Below are 23,355 nucleotides of genomic sequence, written 5' to 3'. Positions count from 1 at the left end.
TTGTAAATGAAATATTTTAGGGGTGATAAAAATGGCTGTGGGCAAATATTCAAAGAATATTTTAATATCTAGTGGAAAGTTTGAAGATGAAAAAAATTACTGGATTAAAAGGCTGGAGGGAGATGTAGAAATGAGTGGATTTTTAACAACTTCCACAAGGCCTAGATTGAGCCAGTATTTAAAGACAAGCTTTCATGCTGAAATTAAGGGGAATACTTTTAATCGCTTATTATCAATTAGTAAGAATTCTCAGCATGCATTATTTATGATACTGCTCTCAGGGGTGGAATTTTTGCTTAGCACATATACAGGCAGTGAAGATATTATAGTTGGAATGCCGATTTTCAGACAAAAAGAAAAAGGTGAATATATTAATAATATATTGGCTATAAGAACCTATATACATGGTCATATGAGTTTTAAGGATTTTTTGGGAATTGTAAAGAAAACCGTCATAGAAGCAGATAAAAATCAAAATTTTCCCCTAGATAAAATTGCAGATATTTTAAATATTAAAAATGACGAGTATACACCATTATTTAAAACCATTGTGTTACTGGAAAATATTCAAGATAAAAGTAATATAGAATATATAAAGTCAGATATGATTTTTTCATTTAATCTTCTTAAACAGTCCATCCTTCTCAATATTGAATATAATTCGGTATTATTTTCCAAAAAAATTATTGAAAGCATAGGAAATAACTTAATTAACTATTATACTTTTGTGGTGGATAATACCAGTGCAAAGCTTATGGATATTGAAGTTTCCAGTGAAGATGAAAAAAGGTGCCTATTGTGTGATTTTAATAATAATACACTGGAGTTTAATTCAAAGGATACTATAGTTGAAATGTTTCAGCAACAGGTAGAAAAATTTCCTCATAAAACTGCCCTGGTTCATGAAAATGAGAAAATTACTTATATGGAGCTAAATGAACGAGCTAATTCCATTGCCAATTATCTGGTGAATGACAGAAATATACATGCGGATGAATTTGTAGGCATTTTACTTGAGAATTCAATAAACCAGGTGATTTCAGTTATGGCAGTTTTAAAAGCCGGAGGGGCATATATTCCAATTGATGCAGATACTCCGGAAGAAAGAATAAAAAGTATTATAAATGATTCGGGTGCCAGAGTAATCATTTCCGGTAAAAAGCATATAAGAACCTTAAACAGACTTCAATGGGAGTGTGAAACTTTAAGTGCCTATATTTGTATTGATACAGATGATGTATACAATGAAGAGGAGAAAGAAAAAAATGGATTAATGGATAAAAAGCTCTGGGAATACGTAGGGAGTAGAGCTGAGGATGAAATCACAGGAGGAGGATGGACTAATAGTTATACCGGTGAAAATTTCACAAAGAAGGAAATGGATGAATATGGGGATAATGTTTTAAAAAAACTAATGCCTTTTTTAAAAAATGATACCAAAGTGCTTGAGATAGGCTGTGCCTCTGGAATTTCCATGTATAGAATAGCTCCTTTGGTAGGCTTATATTATGGTACAGACATGTCAAGTGAAATAATCAATAAAAATATAAAGCGAAATGAAGAAGAAAATATTACAAATATTAAATTAGATGTATTGATGGCACATGAAATTGATAAAATCCATCAGAAAGATTTTGATATTATAATCATAAATAGTGTTATTCAATGCTTTCATGGACATAATTATTTTAGAAAGGTTTTAAAAAAAGCTGTAGATCTCATTAATAAAGAGGGAAAGGTTTTTATAGGAGATATAATGGATCAGGATTTAAAATATGAATTGGTAAATTCACTGGAGGAATTTAAATATAAACATTTAAATGAGGATATTAAAGCCAAGACAGACTGGACTGAAGAACTGTTTTTATCAAGAAATTATTTTAGGGATTTAAAATATGAATTTGAAGAAATAAGTAAAGTTGTCTTTTCAGATAAGATAGGTACTATTGAAAATGAACTTACAAAGTACAGATTTGATGCCATTATATATATTGATAAGAGTTTACAGGGAAAGCAGTCTAAGACAGTACATAAATACAAATATCAACATGATCTTAATATTTTAAGCAAATTTAGCAGCAGTAATCCTTCTGTTAAAGTATTACCGGAAAATTTAGCTTATGTTATCTATACTTCGGGAACTACGGGGACACCTAAAGGGGTAATGATAGAGCATAAATCTCTGGTGAATTTATGTAACTGGCATAACAACTATTATGAAATAAGTGAATTGGATAACTCTACAAGGTATGCAGGATTTGGATTTGATGCATCTGTATGGGAATTGTTTCCTTATTTGGTCAAGGGAGCTGCAGTGTATATTATAAGCAGCAATTTAAGATTAGATATTATAAGACTTAATGAATATTTTGAAAATAATAATATCACAATAAGTTTTCTCCCTACACAGATCTGTGAGCAATTCATGGAAATTGAAAATAATTCTTTGAGGTTTTTATTAACAGGAGGTGACAAACTTAGATTTTTCAAACCTTGCAATTATACATTGGTCAATAATTATGGACCTACGGAAAATACAGTAGTAACAACCAGTGTTGTCGTAGATAAGGAACATTACAATATTCCAATAGGCAAACCTATTTCCAATATACAAATTTATATATTGGACAGATATAATAGAATTCAACCCATAGGTACACAGGGAGAAATATGTATATCCGGCAGAGGATTGGCAAGAGGTTATTTAAATAGAAAGAAACTTACTGAAGAAAAGTTTGTTAAAAATCCTTTTATGATAGGAGAAAGAATGTATAAAACAGGAGATCTTGCCAGATGGACATCAGATGGAAATATTGAATTTTTAGGGAGAATGGATCAACAGGTAAAGATAAGTGCTTATAGAATTGAATTGGCAGAAATAGAAAACAGGCTTTTAAAATATGAATTTATAAAAGATGTTGTAGTTATTGACAGGGAAGATTTTAATAAAAATAAATACCTGTGTGCTTACTATGTTTCAGATATGGAATTATATATAAATGATATAAAGTATTATTTGTCCGTGCAGCTGCCAGATTATATGATTCCAGCTTTTTTTATAAAAATAGATAAAATTCCTTTAACGATAAATGGGAAAGTAAACAGGAAAGTTCTACCTGAACCTGATCAGATTTCCTCTATGGACATAAAATACATTCCTCCGCGAAATGAAATGGAAAAAAGAATGGTGGAGGTATGGGAAGAGATACTGGGTATAGATAAAGTAGGAATTTTGGATAATTTTTTTGACTTGGGTGGAAATTCCCTAAAAGCTGTGAGGGTTATATCCAAAATGTCCATGGATTTTGAAATTGAAATAAATGATTTATTTCAATTTCAGACTATATCTAAACTATCAGAAAACATTTTATACAAGAAAGATAATCTAAAGAAAATTATCGAGGGAATTAAATCTTCTATTGGAGAGAAAAAAGAAGATAGAAATTATAGTCAATATGAGGATAAAATCTATCGATATAAAAAAAGTATCGAATCATATTGCGATTTATCTACCAGCTTTATTAGGAACAAGTATAAAAATATCCTGATAACAGGAAGTACCGGATACCTGGGTGTAAATTTACTTTATCAGCTGCTAAAAAATACTGATAGTATTATCTATTTATTGATAAGGTCTGGAAGTAAAAAAGATGGTGAAAAAAGAATCAGAGAAAAATTGAAATTTTATTTTGAGGAAGATATTTTTAAAAATTATAGGGATAAAATTAATGTATTATGTGGAGATCTGTTAGAGAAAAATTTTGCACTTGAAACTCAAGAATATAATTATTTGTTACAAAAAATAGACTGTATAGTTAATGCAGCTGCAAATGTTAAACACTATGGAAATTATGATGATTTTTATAATGTGAATGTAGAGGGTACTGAAAGATTAATTGAATTTGCACTTAAGGGCAATAAAAAGGATTTTCATCATGTTTCAACAGTAGGTGTGGCTAGCGGAAAAATACCTGGTGTAGATTATTATATTTATACTGAATATGACCATGATGTGGGACAAGAAGATAGCAACTATTATATACAGACAAAGTTTGAAGCGGAAAAAAAGTTGATAATGGCCAGAAGCAGAGGATTAATGTGTAATATTTATAGAGTAGGAAATCTTATTTGTAATTCCCAGACAGGAAAGTTCCAGGAAAATATGAACGATAATGGTTTTTATAAAATAATAAAGTCACTTATAAAATTAGGACAAGTTCCGGATATTGAATTAAAAAAACTTGATTTTTCTTTTATTGATTATGTAAGTAAAGCATTTATATTAATAATGAACGAAAAAAATTTGAAAGATGATATATTTCACATCTACAATAATAATTATATAAGTTTATTTGATTTACGTGAATTGTTAAAATACTGTGGTTTTAATCTGGAAGTTATGCCTTTTAATAAATTTTTGGATTTTTTATATAAGAATCATGAAAACAAAAACTTGACAAATTATGTTGAGAATATACTACTTCATTCCAGGGTATTAGAATCTACTAAAAATACTGATTTTGAAATAGTTTGTGAAAAGACCGTTTTAATTTTAAGGAACATGGGGTTTTATTGGCCTAAGGTTGATAATTTTTATATAAGAAATATGATAAATTATTGCAGAGAAGTAGACTTTATCTAGAATAAAAAATTATTTGATTACCAGCTGGAGGTGAAATAATGAAAGACTATGACGAGGTGCTTTTAAAAGGTGTATCCAGGCCAGAATATTATGAGGAAGTTACTATAAAGTCTAATTCTGTTCCCATTGTACTATCCATATGGAAGAGTAAAAAGGAAGACCCTTGCATAATTTTTTTTCCGGGAACAATGACTCACCCTTTATTCTATGAAGAATTTTTAAATTTACTTTCATTAAATGGTTTCAATGTTATTGGAGTGCATCTGGTGTGTCATGGAAAAAGTCCAAGAGTGAAAGAGTTGTATAGTTTTGATGAAATGCTTCAAAATGGAAAGGATGCTATTTCCTATGCAATTGGTAGATTTAATAATAAGATATTTATTATGGGTTCAAGTCAGGGGGGAATTTTAACTATAGCATTAGCGGGGCTTGATAACAGAATTAAAGCTGCTTTCCCTCATAATATTTTAATTCCAGCTCTTCCAGATTCAATTTGTGTAACAAGATTCCCAAATAGTTTTAAGCACATATATAATCTAATTATTATGACAATGAAAATGGGAAGAAAAGTAGTTCCAAGATTACAACTGCATGTTTCTTTTTATCTTGATGTAAAAAAGGTTACAAGAGATAAAGAAATATATGGCAAGCTAGAGCGTGATCCCATTGGGTTTATGAAATATCCGATTTATTTTTTAACTAGTCTGTTTTGTGCTGATTTAAAGCAGGTATATGATGGCAGTATAAAATGTCCTGTTGTAGTTTTAGTAGGAAAAAAAGATCCTTTATTTCCCTTTGAATATACTAAAAAGGTTTTTAAACTGATAAAAGCTCCCCATAAGGAAATGTTGATTTTTGATGAAGATAAACATCTTATTATGAATGAGTGCGTGGATAGAATTATAGATAAAATTGTATGTAAAGTTAAGGAATTTGTTTAGATTGTTTTAAAATTGTGCAATATTATAATGAAGATTTTAAATAACTATTATGATATTTATAAATATTTAAATTTTTCTTAAAATTATATAAATATAAAAGGAATTATTGAAAAAGAGAAGAATATAGTATATTAAGAAAGAGGTGAATGTTATTATGGGGAAAAAACATGTTGTAAAATCACAAATAATAAAGGATAAAAAAGATAAGATAGAGAAAATATTTAGTGATTTAGGTAAAAGTTTAAATTTGGAAGGATTCATAAAAACATTTAAGGAAAATTATCCGGAAGATTGGAACAGTATAGTAAAACGGTATAAGGAACATAAAAGATTATCCAAAAAGGGGAAAAAGTACCCTATGCCTGAACCAGATAAGTATCTTGAAAATATTTACAACAATTATATCAGCACTATAAGTGATTCTTAGATTTAAATGTTCTAAAAACATTAAAAAGAATGTGTTCTTTTTAATGTTTTTATTATTTACATATGTATTAATCAATGCTGTACAAATCGACTTATTTCTTATATTATTATAATAACAAATAGAATAATTTAGAAAGCAATCTTTTAAATTATAGAAGGGAAAGATGAGTAATATGAGTTTTTTTAAGTTAAAAGATAAAGATAATTCTACCTCTAATTTTAATTCTCGTGATATTGAAATTCACTACCAACAAAAATATGAAAAGAAAAAAAATGATATAAATCGACAAACCTTTGAATTCTTAAATGAACTGCATAAAAAATTAGAAAATATAATAGAACAACATAATGCAGTAAATAGTGAACATGAAATTTTGGCTGAACTTACAGAGGATATAAAAAATCATATGAAAAGTATATCTTCCATAACAAATCAAACCAAAGAATCTACCAGCGAGTTGTATGAAGAAGGAAATAAGCTTCATAATATAACTGAAAGTATTATTGAAAAATCTATAAAAGGAAAAGAAGCAGTAGAATCTATTATGGGTATAATAACCTCACTAGAGGATGGAATAAAAGAAACATTTGACAGCATGAGTAAATTAGCGGACAGATTTAAGGAAGTAAATGATATAACCAACCTTATAAGTGGAATAGCCAATCAAACTAATTTGTTGGCTCTAAATGCAGCTATTGAAGCAGCTAGAGCTGGAGAAAGTGGAAGAGGATTTGCGGTTGTTGCAGAAGAGGTGAAAAAACTAGCTGAAATAACCGGCAACAGTACCAAAGATATATCCATGCTTATAAACACTATTAACGGAGAAACTAAAAATGTTTTGAAAGATGCCCAAAAAAACACGGATATGATTTCAAATGGAATTAAGGTTTCGGTAGAAGCCAAAGAGAAGATTGACGATACATTAAATTCCTTTGAAACTTTAGAGGATATAGTAAAGAATTTAACGGATACAATGTCCATGCAAATAGATAATGTAGGTGAAGTTATGGAAAAAATAGATACTATAGATACCATATTGAAAGATACAAATGATCAAATTACATTACATGTAGATGAAGCTTCGGTGGTGGATAAGTATTTAACAGAGAGTGTAAATGAGTTATATGAATACACAGAGAAAATCAAGCAATAATTCATATTGATAAAAACTATTTAAAATCCTATACTTAAAAAGTATAGGATTTTATCCTAAACGCATCAATTAGCTAATACTTCCGTATTCTTTAAAATGGAAGATAGGCAATGCTATGCGTTTGGATAAGTAATTCTTAGGTTCAGGTGGAAAAAAGCATTTCTCATAGGTAAACTCCACCTGAACCTAAGAATTACTTGATCAAAAAATTAATATTTTAGGAGATATTTAGAATGAATAAAACTGTTTTAATGGTAGATGATGAGGAAAGAATGAGACTTCTTATAGAAGCATATTTAAAAAGAGAGGGTTTGAAAGTGCTTTTAGCGGAAAATGGAGAGGAAGCACTTAGAAAATTTAAAGAAAATCATGTGGATTTAGTGGTACTTGATATAATGATGCCTTTGATGGATGGCTGGACTGTATGCAGGGAACTTAGAAAGATTTCAAATGTGCCTATAATTATGCTTACAGCCAGAGGGGAGGATGAAGATCAGCTTTTGGGGTTTCAACTTGGAACAGACAGCTATGTAACAAAGCCTGTAAGTCCCAAAATTTTAGTGGCTAAAATAAAAGCCCTTTTAAGACGGACTTATTATGATGAAATTAATCAGGTTAAAGACAATACCTATGACGGACTTTTTATAAATGAAGAGGGCCATGAAGTAAAAATAGATGGAGAAAATATATATCTTTCTCCAAAAGAATTTGAGTTTCTATGCTATTTAATTAAGAATAAGGATATAGTTTTAAGTAGGGAAAAAATTTTGGATGCCATATGGGGCATAGATTACTATGGAGATTTAAGAACAGTAGATACCCATGTAAAAAGACTGAGAGAAAAGTTAGGTGTTAAATCTTATTTAATAACAACTGTCAGGGGTGTAGGTTATAAATTTGAGGTAAAGAAGGAATGAAAATAAGGAGCATCATATATAAAAATAAACTTATAGAGAAAATAAGAAAAAATATAACATGGAAATTATTTATAGTTACTGCTTTGATATTTACTATATTTATAAGCAGTACCTTAACTTTTCAGTCTCTGTTCTTTGGTAAGTTTTATATAAACAAGAAGGAAAGAATAATAGAAAGTGAAGTTAAAAAGTTCAGAGCGCTTTATAATAATACAGAAAATGATAATGAAGTAACAGAGCTTATAAGGAAATTTGAAGATAGCAATAATGCTAAAATAGTTATAATGGATAGTGAAGGAAAAATAAATTTTATAACAAAATTAGATGATAGGGGATATGATGAAGAAAGAATAAAAATCATACAGAATATCATAGTTACATGGATAAGAGATTCAAACTTACTAGATGAAATAAAAAGATATAATAAATCTATAACATTTATTACAGAAAAGAAAATCAATGGAACAAAAAATATAATAACCGTAGTTCCCGATAATAATAGACAGGAAATACTATTTGCAGTAACTTCTCTTCAGCCGGTAGATGAAGCTTCTTCTGTAATAAAAGAATTCTATATTTATTTTTATATGGGCGCAATAGTGCTTATTTTAATATCATCTTTAATATATACAAATACAGTTTCAAAGCCTTTGGTTAAATTAAATGATACTGCAAAAAAGATGGCTTTAATGGATTTTTCTAAAAAATGCACTGTAAAAAGCAGAGATGAGATAGGGAATCTGGCAGATACATTGAATTTTTTAGCTTATAATCTGGATAAGGCATTGACCTCTCTTAAAGAGGCTAATGTGAAACTAGAAAAAGATATAGAAAAAGAAAGAGAAATAGAAAGAATCAGGAAAGAATTTATAGCCTCTGCCTCTCATGAACTCAAGACCCCTATAAATTTAATAGGAGGTTATGCAGAGGGTTTGAAAGATAATATATTTGAATCTAGTGAAAAGGATCATTATATTGATATTATAATAGATGAAAGTAATAAGATGGCAAATTTGGTGGCAGATATGTTAAATCTTTCTCATTTAGAATCCGGTGTTTTAAAACTTAATAAAGAAGAATTTTTTATGGATGAATTTATAATGTATTCATTGAAAAAATTTTCTAAGGTTATAAAAGATAAAAATATAACTATAAATTTTAATATGATACCTAAAATCAGAGTATATGCAGACTGGGATAAGATGGAACAAGTTATAGATAATTTCACAACTAATGCCATAAAAAATACAGAAGAAGGGGGATATATAAATTTTGTTATAGAAGATAAGGAAAAAGATAAGATTATTGTATCCATAGAAAATACAGGAGAAAATATACCAGAAGGGGAATTGAATAATTTATGGAACAGTTTTTATAAAGTGGATAAATCTAGAAATAGAGAATTGGGGGGAACAGGTATAGGGCTTTCCATAGTAAAAAATATACTGATGCTTCATGATTTTCAGTATGGTGTAGAAAATACAGATACAGGTGTAAGATTTTATTTTATAATGGATAAAATATAATTATATATAGATTTGTTTAGAATATATTATAGAATTATTAACAATTTATTAATAAACTTGACATGTTAATGTCATGTAAGTATTGTAAAATCTTTTTTAAGTTTTAAAATAGTTCTATAGAAAGAGGAAGAAAAATGAATCTTGAATATATAAAAAATAATAAGTTATTTAAGGTATTGTTAAATTTCTTAAATAATAATATAGATATAATTTTATTTTTTACATTAATCTGTATAAAAGTCATGTCATATGCTAGAAATATATCCTCTAGCTATCTGAGTGGGCTTGTATTTTTCCCCATAGCAGCTTCAGCATTGATACTGGTCAGCTTTTCTCTTATCTTTAAGAAAAAAAGCAGAGTTACTTTTTTATATATAGCAGATGTGGTGGTAAGTTTAATACTTATAGCGGATTTGATGTATTATAGATATTTTAAAGATATTACTACACTAGCAGCAGTAAAAAATGCTAAATTACTTCAAGGAGTATCTGATAGTGTAGGAAGTGTGGCAAATATTAAAGATTTATACTACCTACTGGATATATTCATTTTATTACCTGCAGTTAGGTTCTATAAAAGAAGAATAAAAAACATAAAGCCTATATCAAAAAGATTAGTAAGTTTTTTGGCAATGTTCATTTTAGGTGCTAGTGTTAATGCTGCTATTTTTCGTTGGGTGTCTAAAGTGCAGCCTACATTATTAACGGCTATGAGTAATAGAATATATCTTACTACTATGATAGGAAATATAAATTTTCACATGGTGGATTCATATAACTATATAAGTACCAGCGTTAAGAATTCTAAAAAATTATCTGAGGATAGAGAAAATGAAATTAAAAACTTTTTAGAAAATAATAATAAGAGTACGGGAGAAATTAATTTAAAAGGAGAAGCAGAGGGGAAAAATTTAATAGTAATTCAGGTTGAAGCACTGCAGAATTTTGTAATAAACCAAAAAGTGAATGGACAGGAGATAACCCCCAATCTGAATAGATGGGTAAATAAATGCATGTATTTTGATAATTATTTTTATCAGGTTGCAGGGGGAAATACATCCGATGCGGAATTTATGTCAAATAATTCACTTTATCCTGCACAATCAGGTTCTGCCTACTATACTTATAGTGGAAATAAATATGATTCTCTGGCAAGTGCCCTAAAAGATAAAAATTATTATACGGCAGCCATGCATGGAAATAGTGAAGGATTCTGGAATAGAAATGTTATGTATAAGGCACAAAATTTTGATGACTTTTTTGGAGAACATAGTTTTAATATAGATGAAAAAATAGGATTGGGACTTAGTGACAAATCATTTTTAAATCAATCTCTAGAGAAGTTAAAGAGTTTTAAAGAACCTTATTATGGATTCTTAGTTACTTTGACCAGCCATTTTCCATATGAGGCTGTAGATAAGTATGGAGAATTTGATGTAGGAGAGTATGAAGGAACCTTTATAGGAAAATATCTGAAGGCAATACATTACACAGATGCCCAGTTGGGAGAATTTTTAGATGCTCTTGAACAGCAGGGAATAATGGATAACTCTGTAATAGCGTTATATGGTGATCATTTTGCTATTCCAAAGGACAATGCAGAAGAGCTTTTCAAGTTTGAAAATGAAGAGGAAAGTGATGATTTTACCTGGTTTAAATATCAGAAAGTACCTTTATTACTGCATTTTCCACAGGATGAATATGCAGGAGTAAATCATAAGTACAGCTGTCAGATGGATCTATATCCTACATTGGCTAATCTATACAATCTACCTCGAAATTATATGTTTGGAAAGGACATGCTCAATGGAGATGATGAAAAAGTTATTTTTAGAAATGGCTCTTTTATAGATGGGAAAAACTTATATGTATCCTGGACTAATACATATTATAGTTTGGAGTCAGGAGAAAAGATAAATGAAACGGAAGAATTGAAAGAAGAAAAAAATCAATACACCAAAGAATTACAGTATTGTGATGATTTGCTAAATCACAACTTAATAAAGACCTTCACAGAGAAAAAGTGAATAAAAATTAGAAAATAGAGATGGAGTGTGTGCGTTCTGTCTCTATTTTCATTAAATCAATAATATAACTAACTTTTAAGCATAGTATTTATGTAGGAGAATTTTGTTTTGAAAGGAAAAATTCAACTATGATACTAAAAAGTATATTCCAGCTTATAGTTATTATATTTATAGTTATTATACCTGTTAGCTTAATCGTATTGATATTAACGGATTTCAATGAATTTAAAAAAAAACTGCAGAATATTCACAAAAAAAAGTGAAAATATTAATAATTGTTAAGAGGTATTTCATACCTCTTTTAAGGATTTTGTGTTATAATATAAAATATAAATGATAACTGAAAAAGTGGCAGGTAATTTAACTTTTTCAAATAGAAAAGAGAGGAAATAATATGGACTTTGTAGGTAAAAATTTTGCTGTGGTTTGGAAAATAATATTGGCTTTAATAATAGTGGTTGTATTTATAAGAATAGTACCTTTATTAGCAGTGGCAGGAGTTTTACTGTTCTTGATTTTAAAAGTAAAAAGATATTTTAAAGACAAAAAAAATTATGTATTTAAAAGCCAAGATAAACAGAACATAAAGAAGGATAAAGAGGAACCCTTTGATTTTTCTCATAAAAAAATTATAGATGTAGATTATTACGAAGTTAAAAAATCAAGTAAATCTTAAAAGAACTTAGAATTTTGATACTCTGCTGCAATTCTTCTAAGGTTTAGATAGAGTTTGATTGTAAATAAGGATTTTCTCTATTTGAACTTTAGAAGAACTTATTCACAGGGATACGGTGGCTGTAACCTTTAAGCAAATTAAAAATTTAAGTTCTTTTATATTTTAAATTTTATTATCAATACTGATATATCAGTATTGATAATAACTAAAAAAATGATATAATTATGTATATTTTAAAATATAGACACTAAATATGTTTTAATATATTGAAAAATAGGAGGAATAATAATTGGAAAAAATTGCATTGATAACAGACAGCACCAGTGATTTGCCTGATAATATTGTAAAAAAATACAATATAAAAATGCTTCATTACAGAATAATATATAAAAATAGAGAGTTTATAGATAAAATAGATATAACCCCAGAATACGTGTATAATAATTTACATAGGGAGATACCTACATCTTCAATACCTTCTATGGATGAAATGGAGAAGGTATTTAAAGAATTGGAGGAGAAAGGATATACCCATGCCATAGCTGTAACGCTTTCTGCTGGATTAACAGGGATTTATAATGGAATAAGAGTGGTTAGCGAAAACCATCCTGAAATAAAAACTTACATATTTGATTCTAAGTCCATTTCTATGGGAGAAGGAGTAATAATAGAAGAGTGTGGAAAACTTATAGAAAAAGGTGCCAGTTTTAGTGAAATAGTTGATAAAATACCTGATATAAGAAAAAGATTAAATTTATTTTTTGTAGTGGATACCTTGGAATATCTCAAAAAAGGCGGCAGAATAGGTAAAGTGGCAGGAACTATTGCAGAACTTTTAAATATAAAACCTATAGTATCTATTGATATAAATGACGGTAAATATTATACTTATGATAAGGTAAGGGGAAGAAAGAAGTCTCTAAATAAAATGATTGAGATTGGAGAAAATATCCTCAAAACTAAAAAATGCAGATTATGTGTTGTGCATGGATGTGCTTTAGAAGATTCACAGAAAATGTTTCAGGAATTAAAGAAACATCCAAATATAGTTTCTTCAGTTTTTGGAGGGGCTTTAAGTCCTGTATCCGGTGTGCACAGCGGGCCGGGACTGGTGGGATTAATATTGTTTGAGGAAGAATAATTTTTATGGGTAAATTTAATTTTAAAAGAGAGACAGAGGAAAAAGAGAAGCTTTTATATGAGGAGTATAAGAAAAAACTTTTGGAGTTGAAAAAAATAAAAAAAGAACAGGATGCTGTAGGTCAGGTTTTTACAAAAGGTCTTCTCCCTATATATGTACTTTATATTTTAAATATTAATGCTACCAATGGAAATGATATATCTCACAAAATAGGAGAGAGGACTGGAGGCAGATGGATTCCAAGCACTGGAGGGATTTATCCCCTTTTAAAAAAACTAGAAAAAGATAAACTGATTGAAGGGAACTGGGATCACTCTAAAAATAAAATGCAGAAAATATATAAAATAACAGACCTTGGAATCTGTGAATTTAAAAAAAGAAAAAATCTTTTAAAAAATAAAATTGAAGAATCATTGGAGGTGTTTAAAATAGTATATAGTGATCTGTATAATGAAGGTGATGAAAATCTATAAGGATCTATTGTAAAATACAGGTTGTTTTACCACAGATCCTTATATTGTTAAAGTTTAAAAGTGTTGATCCTTAAATTCTTTCAGAGAGTAGGATACAGGTTTGTTTATAGTATATAATCCATATAAGAGAACTATTATGGCGGCACTGAAAGATATTATATTTATCATCATAGGAGAAGTAAAGTTATGTAGAAGGTTGTCCTCAAGAAGCATCTTGAAGGATGTATGGGCAAGTATTGCACCACCTATATATATGGTTATAGGATGTTTATTCATAATTTTTGCTACGTATTGACTTCCGAAAAATATAATGGGAATATTTAGTGCAAGACCAAATATTATAAGACCTATGTGCCCTTGGGCTGTACCTGCAATGGCGAGTACATTGTCTAAACTCATGGCTGCATCTGCTAAAACTATACTAGATACTGCGCTCCAATATTTGTTTGATGTATTTACAGCTGCTTCTTCCAATTTTGGTGGTTCTGGTTTTATAAAGTTCCATGTGATTTTTATAAGCAGTATTCCTCCAATTAGTTTTATTGGAAGCCATTTTATAAGAAGTATATAAGTAATTAGACAAGCAAATACTATTCTTAAAAAAATTGCAGCAAATACTCCTATAATTGATGCAGACTTAGCGTGTTTTTTTGGTAAATCTCTAGTGGCTAGGGCTATAACACCTATGTTATCACCACTTAAAACTATATCTAGTAAAGTGATTTGAAGGGCCCCTATTAGAAAAACTGTTAAATTATCCATATTGGTTACTCCTTTTATATATGATAAAGATTTCTATAAGACATAAATCAGGTTATAGAAGAACTTATTTATGACATCTATTGTACCATATAAATTTTATAATATAAATACTTTAATCATATAATATGGTTTTTATAGCTATATTATTTATATTAAAAAAATTATCTATTTAGAATGTTAAATTAGGGAATAATCCAATGTTAAACGTTGAAGATTCTGACTTTTTTATTTTATTTAATTTGCAGATGTGTTAAAATTAAATTTAAATGAGTAGTTATATAAAATTCAAAAACTTACGAATGGGAGGGAATTTATATGGAGGAATGTGTAAATTTATTTAGAATTAAGGTTAATGACAAATGGGGATATATTAATGAACTTGGCAAAATTATTATACCGCCTGTATTTCAATATGCATGGGATTTTAACGAAGGTTTGGCTTCGGTTCAGATGGATAGCAAATGGGGATATATTAATGCAAAAGGAGATAGGGTAATAGATTATATCTATGATGAAGCATGGAATTTTTGCGAAGGATTTGCATCTATAAGAATAAATGATAGATGGGGGATTATAGATAGACAAGGAAATGTAGTAGTACAGCCAATATTTAGGTTTATTGATGAATTTTCTAATGGATTGGCACTTGTTATGAAAAATAAAAAGTACGGATTCATGGATCAAAGAGGAAATTGTGTTATAGAACCTATTTATGAAAACGCTTTTGGCTTCTCGGAGGGAATTGCCAGAGTAAATGAAGGAGATTATTGGGAATATATCGATACCAAGGGTAAGGTGGTTTTAAAATGTGATTTTGATTGTGTTTTTGATTTTCATGAAAATCTAGCTCAAATTATGTCGAATTTCAAATATGGATTTATGGATAAATCAGGAGAACTATTAATAGAGCCTAAATATGATATTGCAGATGGCTTTTCGGAAGGACTAGCTAATGTAAGAATAGACGCAAAGTGGGGATATATAGATAAAGAAGATAAGGTTATTATAAAACCTAATTTTGATGATGCACTTAATTTTAAAGAAGAAAGAGCTTTTGTAAAAGTAGAAGATAGTTGGGGATGTATTGATAAATCAGGTAACTTTATAGTCAAACCTGAATTTGAACACATAAATAATTTTTCTAACGGGCTTGCTATGGTAATATGTGATGATAAATATATTTATATTAATAGAAAAGGTGAAAGAGTGTGGGAAGAAGAGTAAATTCATTATAGTAATCCTTTACTTAAGTTAGAGTTATTTCATTACTAATAATTTTTAGATTATTAAATTGATGAAAATTGACAAGTATCTCTTGCAAAAGTATAATGAAATCGAAAATAAAAGTGCTTAATGTTTAAGTGGAGGCATATTATGGGGATAATGATTAAAAAAACGGAAGACATGGATTTTATAGGAGATAATGATTTGTTAAGAAAAATATTGATAGAGCTGCAGTGGGATACAAACTCAGGTAATAAGGATATTGATTTAGATATAGCAGCTTTTTGCCTTGGGAAAGGTGGAAAAGTTCATAAGGATTCGGATTTTGTATTTTATAACAATTTAAAACATCCTTCGGGAGCTGTTGAACATTTAGGGGATAATCTTTTAGGAGATGGAAAAGGTGAACAAATAATTGTAGATTTAGCTTATGTACCCTCTGACATTTGTAATATAACTTTTGCAGCTGCAATATATAGGGCAGGAGTTAAGAATCAAAAATTTGGACAAGGCATTAGTTGTTATATTAGAATAGTTAACGCAAATAATAATCAAGAATTATTAAAATATGATTTAAGTGAAAAATTTTCTGATGAAACTGCTGTGGTTATAGGAGAATTATATAAATATATTAGAACATGGAAATTTGGAGAAATAAATAAGGGGGTTAAAGGTGGGTTAGCTGTATTATGCGAAGAATTTGGGGTAAATTATACTCAAAGTAATGACTAGTTAAATGCTTGTTTTACAGTATACAGTATAGTGTTAAACAAGCCTCCTTGTTATAGTTAAACTTTAAATGGAGTCTGTTTCTACGTCTAAAAAAATATTCAAAGCATTTTTGACTTGTTGTCTGTTTTCAAATATCTGAATTTACCAGGATATATTTGATATTATTCAACAAATGTAAATGTGCTTTTTTTATTTATGTGTGTATTAAAAAATCGGTTTACAATAAACTTAAAAATAAAAAGTTTTGGAAAAGTGAATAATATAATGGTAAAATTTAAACAGTGAAGGTAATTAGACTAATATTGAATTTTCATATGAGAAACAATTTGAAAGGGTGAATTTATGTGTCAGTAGTTGTAGGTATAGATTTAGGAACTACAAATTCAGTGGTTTCATATTTGAAAAGGGGAAGAGCGGAAGTAATACCTATTGATGGAAAGAATATTTTTCCTTCTGTTTTATCTATAAGAGATGGAGAAATTATTGTAGGAAGTCAAGCTAAGGCCAGAATGATGTTGTCTCCAGAGACCTCTGTATGTTCCACTAAAAGGGATATGGGAAAAGATATCGCCTATGATCTTGGAACAGAAATGTTTACACCAGAAGATGTAGCTTATTATATATTGAAAACAATAAAAGAAAAAGCAGGCAGCATATTAGAAGAGAAAATAGATCAGGCAGTAATAACTGTACCTGCATACTTTACTTCAGAACAAAGGGAAGCTACCAAAAGAGCAGCGGAAAGGGCTGGACTTAATGTACTAAGACTTATGCCAGAACCCACAGCGGCTGCTCTAGACTATGGTATTGATCAGCAGAGAGACCAAATTATAATGGTGTACGATTTAGGTGGGGGAACATTTGATATTTCAATAATGAAAGTAGATAAAAATGAGTTTGAAGTATTGGCTGTCGATGGTAACTCAAGGCTTGGTGGAGATGATTTTGATGAATTAATCTGCAGCCGGATATATGATAAAATAAATGATGAGTTAGGGGAGGATATTACTTCAAAGAAAGATAAAAAATATATTTCTGCCCTTATGAAGATAAGAGAAAATGCAGAAAAAGCAAAGATGGATTTATCTGATTTGGAAGAAGTTGAAATAATAATTCCAAATTTAATAGATGACTATTCTTTTGAAATGACTTTGACAAGGGATGAATTCAACCAGCTTGTAGAACCCTTGATGGAGGAAACTATTGATAAAATTTATAATGTACTTAAACTAGCCAATCTTACTAGGGATGACATAGATAGAGTGCTCCTTGTAGGGGGTTCTACAAAAATGCCTATAGTGAAGGAAAAGGTGAGAGATTCAGTTAAAGATCCTTATGTAGCACCTAATGTGGATGAAGTGGTTTCAAGAGGTGCAGCTATAATGGCTGCAAGTTTGTGTGTACCCGAAACTTATGATATGGCACAGATAAATAATGAAGTTAATAGAACCAATGAAGTCAATAGAGTTAATGAAATTAATGGAGTCAATTTAGACAAAAAAATTATAGTAAAAGAAAAAGTGGTATTTACCTATGGAATAGATATGCTGGATGAAAATCGTAAATTATATTTTAGGCCTATAATTAAAAGAGGGTCTACACTGCCTGCCAAAGGAGCAGTGCTTGGATATACTTCAACACCTCTTCAAAAAAGTGTAGTTATAACAATTTATCGGGGAGAATCTAAATCTGTAAAAGAAAATCAGTATTTGGGAGAATTGGAACTTGACATAGTGAATGTTTCTGAGAAGAATGTACCGGTATGTGCTTTATTTGAAATAGATGAAAATATGATAATTACATTTACAAGTATTGAAATACCTATGACAGAGGAATATAGGGAACTCATGGACAGTTCAGGAAATGATGGTGGAAATATGGATGTGGATTTAATAAATAAATATTTACTTGAAGGCAAATTAAAGGGCAAAAAAATAAAAATTGATGCAAAAGCTCATTTGAAATAGGAGGGTAATTATGGGTATAGTGGAAACAAAGAGTTCGTATGTTTTAGGAATTGATTTAGGAACCTCTACTTCTATTGCGTCCGTATATACAAAAGGTAAAAGCAGAATTATTAAAATAGATGGCAAGGAGTATATACCTTCTGTAGTTTCATTTTTAGATAGTGAAACTATAATTGTGGGGTCACAGGCCAAGGGAAGGGCTATAATAGACTCAGAAAATACTATAGAATCTATAAAAAGGCATATGGGGGAAGATGGCTATACAGTTAAGATATTTGATGAGGAATATACCCCTCAGCAGATATCCGCAGAAATAATTCAAAAAATAGTGGAAGCTGCTATGAATTCGGAAGATTTTGATTCCATGGGAAAATTGAAATATGCAGTTATATGTGTACCAGCTAATTTTACAGATAATGCCAAAAGAGCAACTATGGAAGCTGCTGAAATTGCAGGTCTTGAGGTATTGTACCTACTGGAAGAACCTGTAGCAGCGGCTATAAGATATGGGTTTAATTCCTCGAAGGATCAAAACATTTTAGTATACGACTTAGGTGGTGGAACTTTTGATGTATGCATCTTAAAAGCTGAAACTCAAGAAGAGGGAAATGCCAACTATGAAATACTTGCAAAGGAAGGCATTAATAAACTAGGCGGAGATGATTTTGATCGAAAATTGATGGAACTTATTAATGAAAAATTCCAGGATGAATGTGGTATGGACCTTTTAGATACACAAAAAGATCAGGGAGTAAGCAGAAAAAAATTAAAAGAAGCCATGCAAAAACTAAAAGAAGCTGCAGAAATGACCAAGATAGAATTAAGCGAAGCAGATGCCTGCAATGTTATGATACCTAATATAATTCAAAATGAAAAAGGGGAATGGCTTAATGTAGATGTAGAAATTGAAAGGGAAGAATTTAACGATAGAATAGAGAATCTAATTTATAAAACTGAGGATACTGTAAAAAAAGCTTTAGAAAATGCAGGGCTTACTATTGACGATATAGATAAAATCATACTTGTTGGGGGGTCTACTCTTGTTCCTATAATAAAAGAAAAAATAAAGGAAATGTTCGGAGTTGAACCTTATTCTAATTTTAATCCTATAACCATAGTGGCAGAAGGGGCTGCTATTTTTGGAGCTACACTATCGGTTCCTTCAGATTGTATAGACAATTATGAGGAAAAACCAGAAGGAGATATAAATATAAACCAGATAGTTACTCATAATCTAGGTATTATGATTTCCGGTATGAGGTTTTCTAAGCTTATAGAAAAGGGAACGGAAATACCAGAGGAAGGGTCTGTTATAGAGGAAAAGGAGTATTCTACACAATTTGACAATCAAACGGAGCTTAATATAATCATATATCAATGTGATGAGGATATTGAATATATAAATGAGAAAAATGAGGATGATACTGACAAGGCTGTATGTATAGGTGAATTTAAATTAAAGAATATACCAAAAGCGGTTAAAGGAAAGGAAAAAATAACGGTTCAATTTGAAGTTAATGAAGAAAATATGATCAGGATAAAAGCAACTTGTGCAAGTAATAATGAGAGCAATGAAATAACACTTAAAGTAGACAGAATTTAAGGTGGTGAAATTTATTGGATAATGAAAAAGAAAATAATGTCTATGATGAAAAATCCAATGATTTTGAAAAAAACTATAGGGATTATAAAAAGCCCCTTGAAGAAGATTACATCCATATGAAAATTCTAAATGAGTTAGCTAAAAATTCACCTGAAAATGTAGAAAAAATACAAAAAGAACATACATTTGAAGAGAAAACTGAAAACATTGAAAAGTCAGAGGAAAAGGGAAATCAGATTATAGAAGAAGGTGAAGATAAAAAACAAGCTGAAATAGGAGAAAAAATAGATGAAACGGCAATTGATTCTTCAGGAGAACATAATATAACATTTCAGTTTTCTTCAGATAAAGTTGGGAAATATAAAGAGAAATTTAAAAACCAGCATGTATTATATGAAAATGTAATATTAGACTATAAAAAATGGATATCCAGAATCCAGGAACTTGTGGCGTATATTAAAAAAGGCTATGAAAATATTGAAAAAGAATCAGGAAAAAATGAATTGAATATAAAATTAGAAAAAATGATCCAGATAGATGAAGTAAGCTGCAATAAGCTTTTCAATGTGGATGGTTTTGAAAATTTAACAGAAGAACAAGTTAAAAGCTATATAAATGCTAACCGTAATATAATAGAAGATGGTATAAAAGAAAGGGATAGTCTTATTGAGATATATTTTGTTCTTGTAAATTCTTATATATTTCCTCTTATAGATAATTTCAATTTTAAATCATCTATAGGTACGGATATTGAAGAAAAAAAACAGAGAGAATTACAAAAAATTAAAAAGTATAAAGAACAGCTTCAAAGTGATGATATAGCCTATGAAAAGAGTTTATTGGAGTATAAAACATGGATTGTAAGGAATAAGGAATTAGTCGTATACCTTGAAAAAAATTGTATGGATATATCCCGTATTATAGAAGAATTCAATGCCAGTATAGAGCATAAAATTGATATGTTGGAGGAAAAAGACAAAGAACTTTTAACAAATAGAATAAAAGGTATAAATATGATAAATAAAATGTGCAGAAACATGTTGAATATGGGATTGAATAAAATGAAAAATATTCAGGAAAAAAGTTATGATAAGCTATTCTTTATAGAGGATTTTCAAAATTTAACAGAAGAGCAAATTACCAATATATTTAATTCAAATTATAATATCATAACTAGTATTAGAAATGAAAAGGATTCTATTGTGAGGTCATATTTTAAATTTATAAATTCCCAGCTGTTACCTATAATTGATGGGGTGGATTCCGGCATTCAATATTTGAATACAAACAATATAACAGCTTTGAAATATATAATATCAGACATATATGAGAATATGGATAAGGTATTAAAAGAGTTGCTGGAAAATATCAAGATAAGAGAGATAAAGACAAATAAAAGTGAGACCATAAATTTTAATTTACATCAGGCCATAGACATAGAATATACAAGAATACAGGAAATGGACGAAACTGTGGCAGAAGTTATTAGAAAAGGATATGAATACTTAGAAGATATATACAGTACCGGTATTAATTATATTGTAAGGCAAGTGCAAGTTATAGCTTATAAATTTAAGGCACCTGAAAATACTTCTGTATAATGTAGGAATTTAAAGATGTTTAAAAAGGAAGAGGTGTGAAAATTGACCTATGATGCTCAAAATTCACCTGTAATTGGAATAGACCTTGGAACTACATTCAGTTCCATTGCCAGATGGACTGGAGAAGAGGCGGAAACCTACAGTCCAAAGGGTGAAAGAATGATAAGATCCGTAGTTTATTATGATGAAAAAAACAGTAAATATATTTTTGGAAATACAGCATTTATGAGTGGTATATTAAATCCTGACAATGTAATTGTAGGAGTTAAAAGACTCATGGATGATAAAAATGCAAAAATAAAGCTTGGAAGTAAAATACATGATCCCATAGAGATATCTTCTATGATATTGAGAAATTTATATAACAATGTAAAATCCATGTTTCCCTCTGGAGTGTACGAAGCTTCAGGGGTAGTGGTTACAGTTCCCTATTATTTCAAAGCTCATCAGTTTCAGAATACTTCTGAAGCTGCTAAAGAGGCAGGGCTTAAATTACTGGGAATTATACAGGAGCCTATTGCAGCGGCACTGGCCTATGGATTTCATCATTCAAATAAACATTTAAATAGAGAGGAAAAACTTTTAATATTTGATCTTGGCGGGGGTACTTTTGACTTGACTATAATAAAAGTAAAAGAAGATGATGAGAATCTGTCTTTTGATGTTTTAGGCATAGGGGGAGATGACAGATTAGGTGGAATGGATTTTGACAGGGCTTTTATGGACTATGTAATTCATCGGGAGAAAATTGATTTTGGAAGTGTAAAAGATGAAAAGATAAAAAAAATAGGGAAGAAAAAACTTCTTGATTCAATTATAAAAAGCAAGGAGACTTTAAGTGCTACAGAAAGTGTTTATGTTGCAGTGCCTGATGTAGTGCCTGGAGTACATGTAGATGCTGAATATACCAGGAGAGATTTTGAAACTTCCATAGAACCCTACATATCTAAAATCAAAAATATTATAAAAAAGACTATAGCAAGTGCAGGTATAGCTCCTTATGAAGTTGACAAGATAATAAAGGTTGGTGGATCCAGTAAGATACCAATAATGAATAAAATAATAGAAGATGAAGTGGGAGAGGGCAAGACTTATTCAGATATTGATCCTAGTTTGTGTGTGGGGGAAGGAGCGGCTATATATGCTGCCTATATTTCAAATAATTTAAACTACAATAAAAACATAAAAATAGAAACTGCAGCTGCCCATGCACTTGGGGTAGAAGATTCAAGAGGAGATTTTGTTGTACTTATTCACCAGAATCAGAAGACACCGGCAAAGAGAACATTGACTTTTACAACAGACGAAGATAACCAGACAGAAATTGATGTTAAAGTATATCAGGGTACAGCTAAAAGAGCCAGAGACAATGAGCATGTAGGAACTGTGAGAGTTATGGGACTTAAAGCTGTGGCTAAATATCAACTGGAAATAAAAATTACCTTTGAAGTAGGACGTTCTCAAGAAGTGAAAGTAACAATTGAAGAAATACAAAGCGGGATAAATAAAACTGAAGTAATGAAGTTGACTTAAAATGGGGGGA

The 23,355-nt window shown here is 29.7% G+C and carries 17 protein-coding genes; 16 read left to right on the top strand and 1 reads right to left on the bottom strand.

The features are described from left to right. Positions 1–31 precede the first annotated feature (31 nt). The 10 genes from CKL_RS11530 to CKL_RS11485 all read left to right on the top strand — a co-directional run bounded on the left by CKL_RS11530 (position 32) and on the right by CKL_RS11485 (position 13,923). Positions 32–4,642, top strand: a complete 4,611-nt coding sequence (locus CKL_RS11530; protein ID WP_012102698.1) for an AMP-binding protein — start codon at positions 32–34, stop codon at positions 4,640–4,642. A 38-nt stretch (positions 4,643–4,680) separates the two neighbouring features. Then, the gene (locus tag CKL_RS11525; RefSeq protein ID WP_012102697.1) at positions 4,681–5,583 is read left to right on the top strand and encodes an alpha/beta hydrolase; all 903 of its coding nucleotides are present in this window, start codon (positions 4,681–4,683) and stop codon (positions 5,581–5,583) included. A gap of 154 nt (positions 5,584–5,737) precedes the next feature. Continuing rightward, on the top strand, positions 5,738–6,010 hold the full coding sequence (locus CKL_RS11520; RefSeq protein WP_012102696.1) for a hypothetical protein: 273 nt from the start codon (positions 5,738–5,740) through the stop codon (positions 6,008–6,010). A gap of 163 nt (positions 6,011–6,173) precedes the next feature. Then, on the top strand, positions 6,174–7,163 hold the full coding sequence (locus CKL_RS11515; RefSeq protein ID WP_012102695.1) for a methyl-accepting chemotaxis protein: 990 nt from the start codon (positions 6,174–6,176) through the stop codon (positions 7,161–7,163). A 233-nt stretch (positions 7,164–7,396) separates the two neighbouring features. Next, entirely contained in the window at positions 7,397–8,080 is a 684-nt protein-coding gene (locus CKL_RS11510; RefSeq protein ID WP_012102694.1) for a response regulator transcription factor, read from the top strand. Next, positions 8,077–9,606 carry a HAMP domain-containing sensor histidine kinase gene (locus CKL_RS11505; protein ID WP_012102693.1) on the top strand — a complete coding sequence of 510 codons (1,530 nt, stop codon included), beginning with the start codon at positions 8,077–8,079 and terminating at the stop codon, positions 9,604–9,606. The genes CKL_RS11510 and CKL_RS11505 overlap by 4 nt, the downstream gene beginning before the upstream one ends. Positions 9,607–9,740: 134 nt before the next feature. Further along, positions 9,741–11,633 (top strand): LTA synthase family protein, encoded by a 1,893-nt coding sequence (locus CKL_RS11500; protein WP_012102692.1) that lies wholly within the window; start codon positions 9,741–9,743, stop codon positions 11,631–11,633. 394 nt (positions 11,634–12,027) lie between these two features. Then, positions 12,028–12,309: a hypothetical protein gene (locus tag CKL_RS11495; protein ID WP_012102691.1), complete on the top strand. Its 282-nt coding sequence runs from the start codon at positions 12,028–12,030 to the stop codon at positions 12,307–12,309. Between the two features lie 289 nt (positions 12,310–12,598). Continuing rightward, a complete protein-coding gene (locus CKL_RS11490; protein ID WP_012102690.1) occupies positions 12,599–13,450 on the top strand; it encodes a DegV family protein in 852 nt (283 codons plus the stop codon). Positions 13,451–13,455: 5 nt separating this feature from the next. Next, on the top strand, positions 13,456–13,923 hold the full coding sequence (locus CKL_RS11485) for a PadR family transcriptional regulator (protein ID WP_012102689.1): 468 nt from the start codon (positions 13,456–13,458) through the stop codon (positions 13,921–13,923). A gap of 54 nt (positions 13,924–13,977) precedes the next feature. Here CKL_RS11485 and CKL_RS11480 read toward each other — a convergent pair whose 3' ends face one another. Beyond that, entirely contained in the window at positions 13,978–14,685 is a 708-nt protein-coding gene (locus CKL_RS11480) for a TerC family protein (protein WP_012102688.1), read from the bottom strand. Between the two features lie 315 nt (positions 14,686–15,000). Here CKL_RS11480 and CKL_RS11475 point away from each other — a divergent pair, with 315 nt between their 5' ends. The 6 genes from CKL_RS11475 (at position 15,001) to CKL_RS11450 (ending at position 23,345) form a co-directional block, all read left to right on the top strand. Then, the gene (locus CKL_RS11475; RefSeq protein ID WP_012102687.1) at positions 15,001–15,909 is read left to right on the top strand and encodes a WG repeat-containing protein; all 909 of its coding nucleotides are present in this window, start codon (positions 15,001–15,003) and stop codon (positions 15,907–15,909) included. A 150-nt stretch (positions 15,910–16,059) separates the two neighbouring features. Beyond that, the gene (locus tag CKL_RS11470; RefSeq protein WP_012102686.1) at positions 16,060–16,641 is read left to right on the top strand and encodes a TerD family protein; all 582 of its coding nucleotides are present in this window, start codon (positions 16,060–16,062) and stop codon (positions 16,639–16,641) included. Between the two features lie 344 nt (positions 16,642–16,985). Then, positions 16,986–18,608 (top strand): Hsp70 family protein, encoded by a 1,623-nt coding sequence (locus CKL_RS11465; RefSeq protein WP_012102685.1) that lies wholly within the window; start codon positions 16,986–16,988, stop codon positions 18,606–18,608. Between the two features lie 10 nt (positions 18,609–18,618). Next, positions 18,619–20,211 carry an Hsp70 family protein gene (locus CKL_RS11460; RefSeq protein WP_012102684.1) on the top strand — a complete coding sequence of 531 codons (1,593 nt, stop codon included), beginning with the start codon at positions 18,619–18,621 and terminating at the stop codon, positions 20,209–20,211. Between the two features lie 14 nt (positions 20,212–20,225). Then, positions 20,226–21,812, top strand: a complete 1,587-nt coding sequence (locus CKL_RS11455) for a nucleotide exchange factor GrpE (RefSeq protein ID WP_012102683.1) — start codon at positions 20,226–20,228, stop codon at positions 21,810–21,812. Between the two features lie 42 nt (positions 21,813–21,854). Next, positions 21,855–23,345: an Hsp70 family protein gene (locus CKL_RS11450; RefSeq protein WP_012102682.1), complete on the top strand. Its 1,491-nt coding sequence runs from the start codon at positions 21,855–21,857 to the stop codon at positions 23,343–23,345. Positions 23,346–23,355 lie beyond the last annotated feature (10 nt).

Source organism: Clostridium kluyveri DSM 555 (assembly GCF_000016505.1).
GTDB lineage: Bacteria > Bacillota > Clostridia > Clostridiales > Clostridiaceae > Clostridium_B > Clostridium_B kluyveri.
Note: the sequence above shows the minus strand (reverse complement) of the source record. Positions and strands in the feature narration are given on the sequence as shown.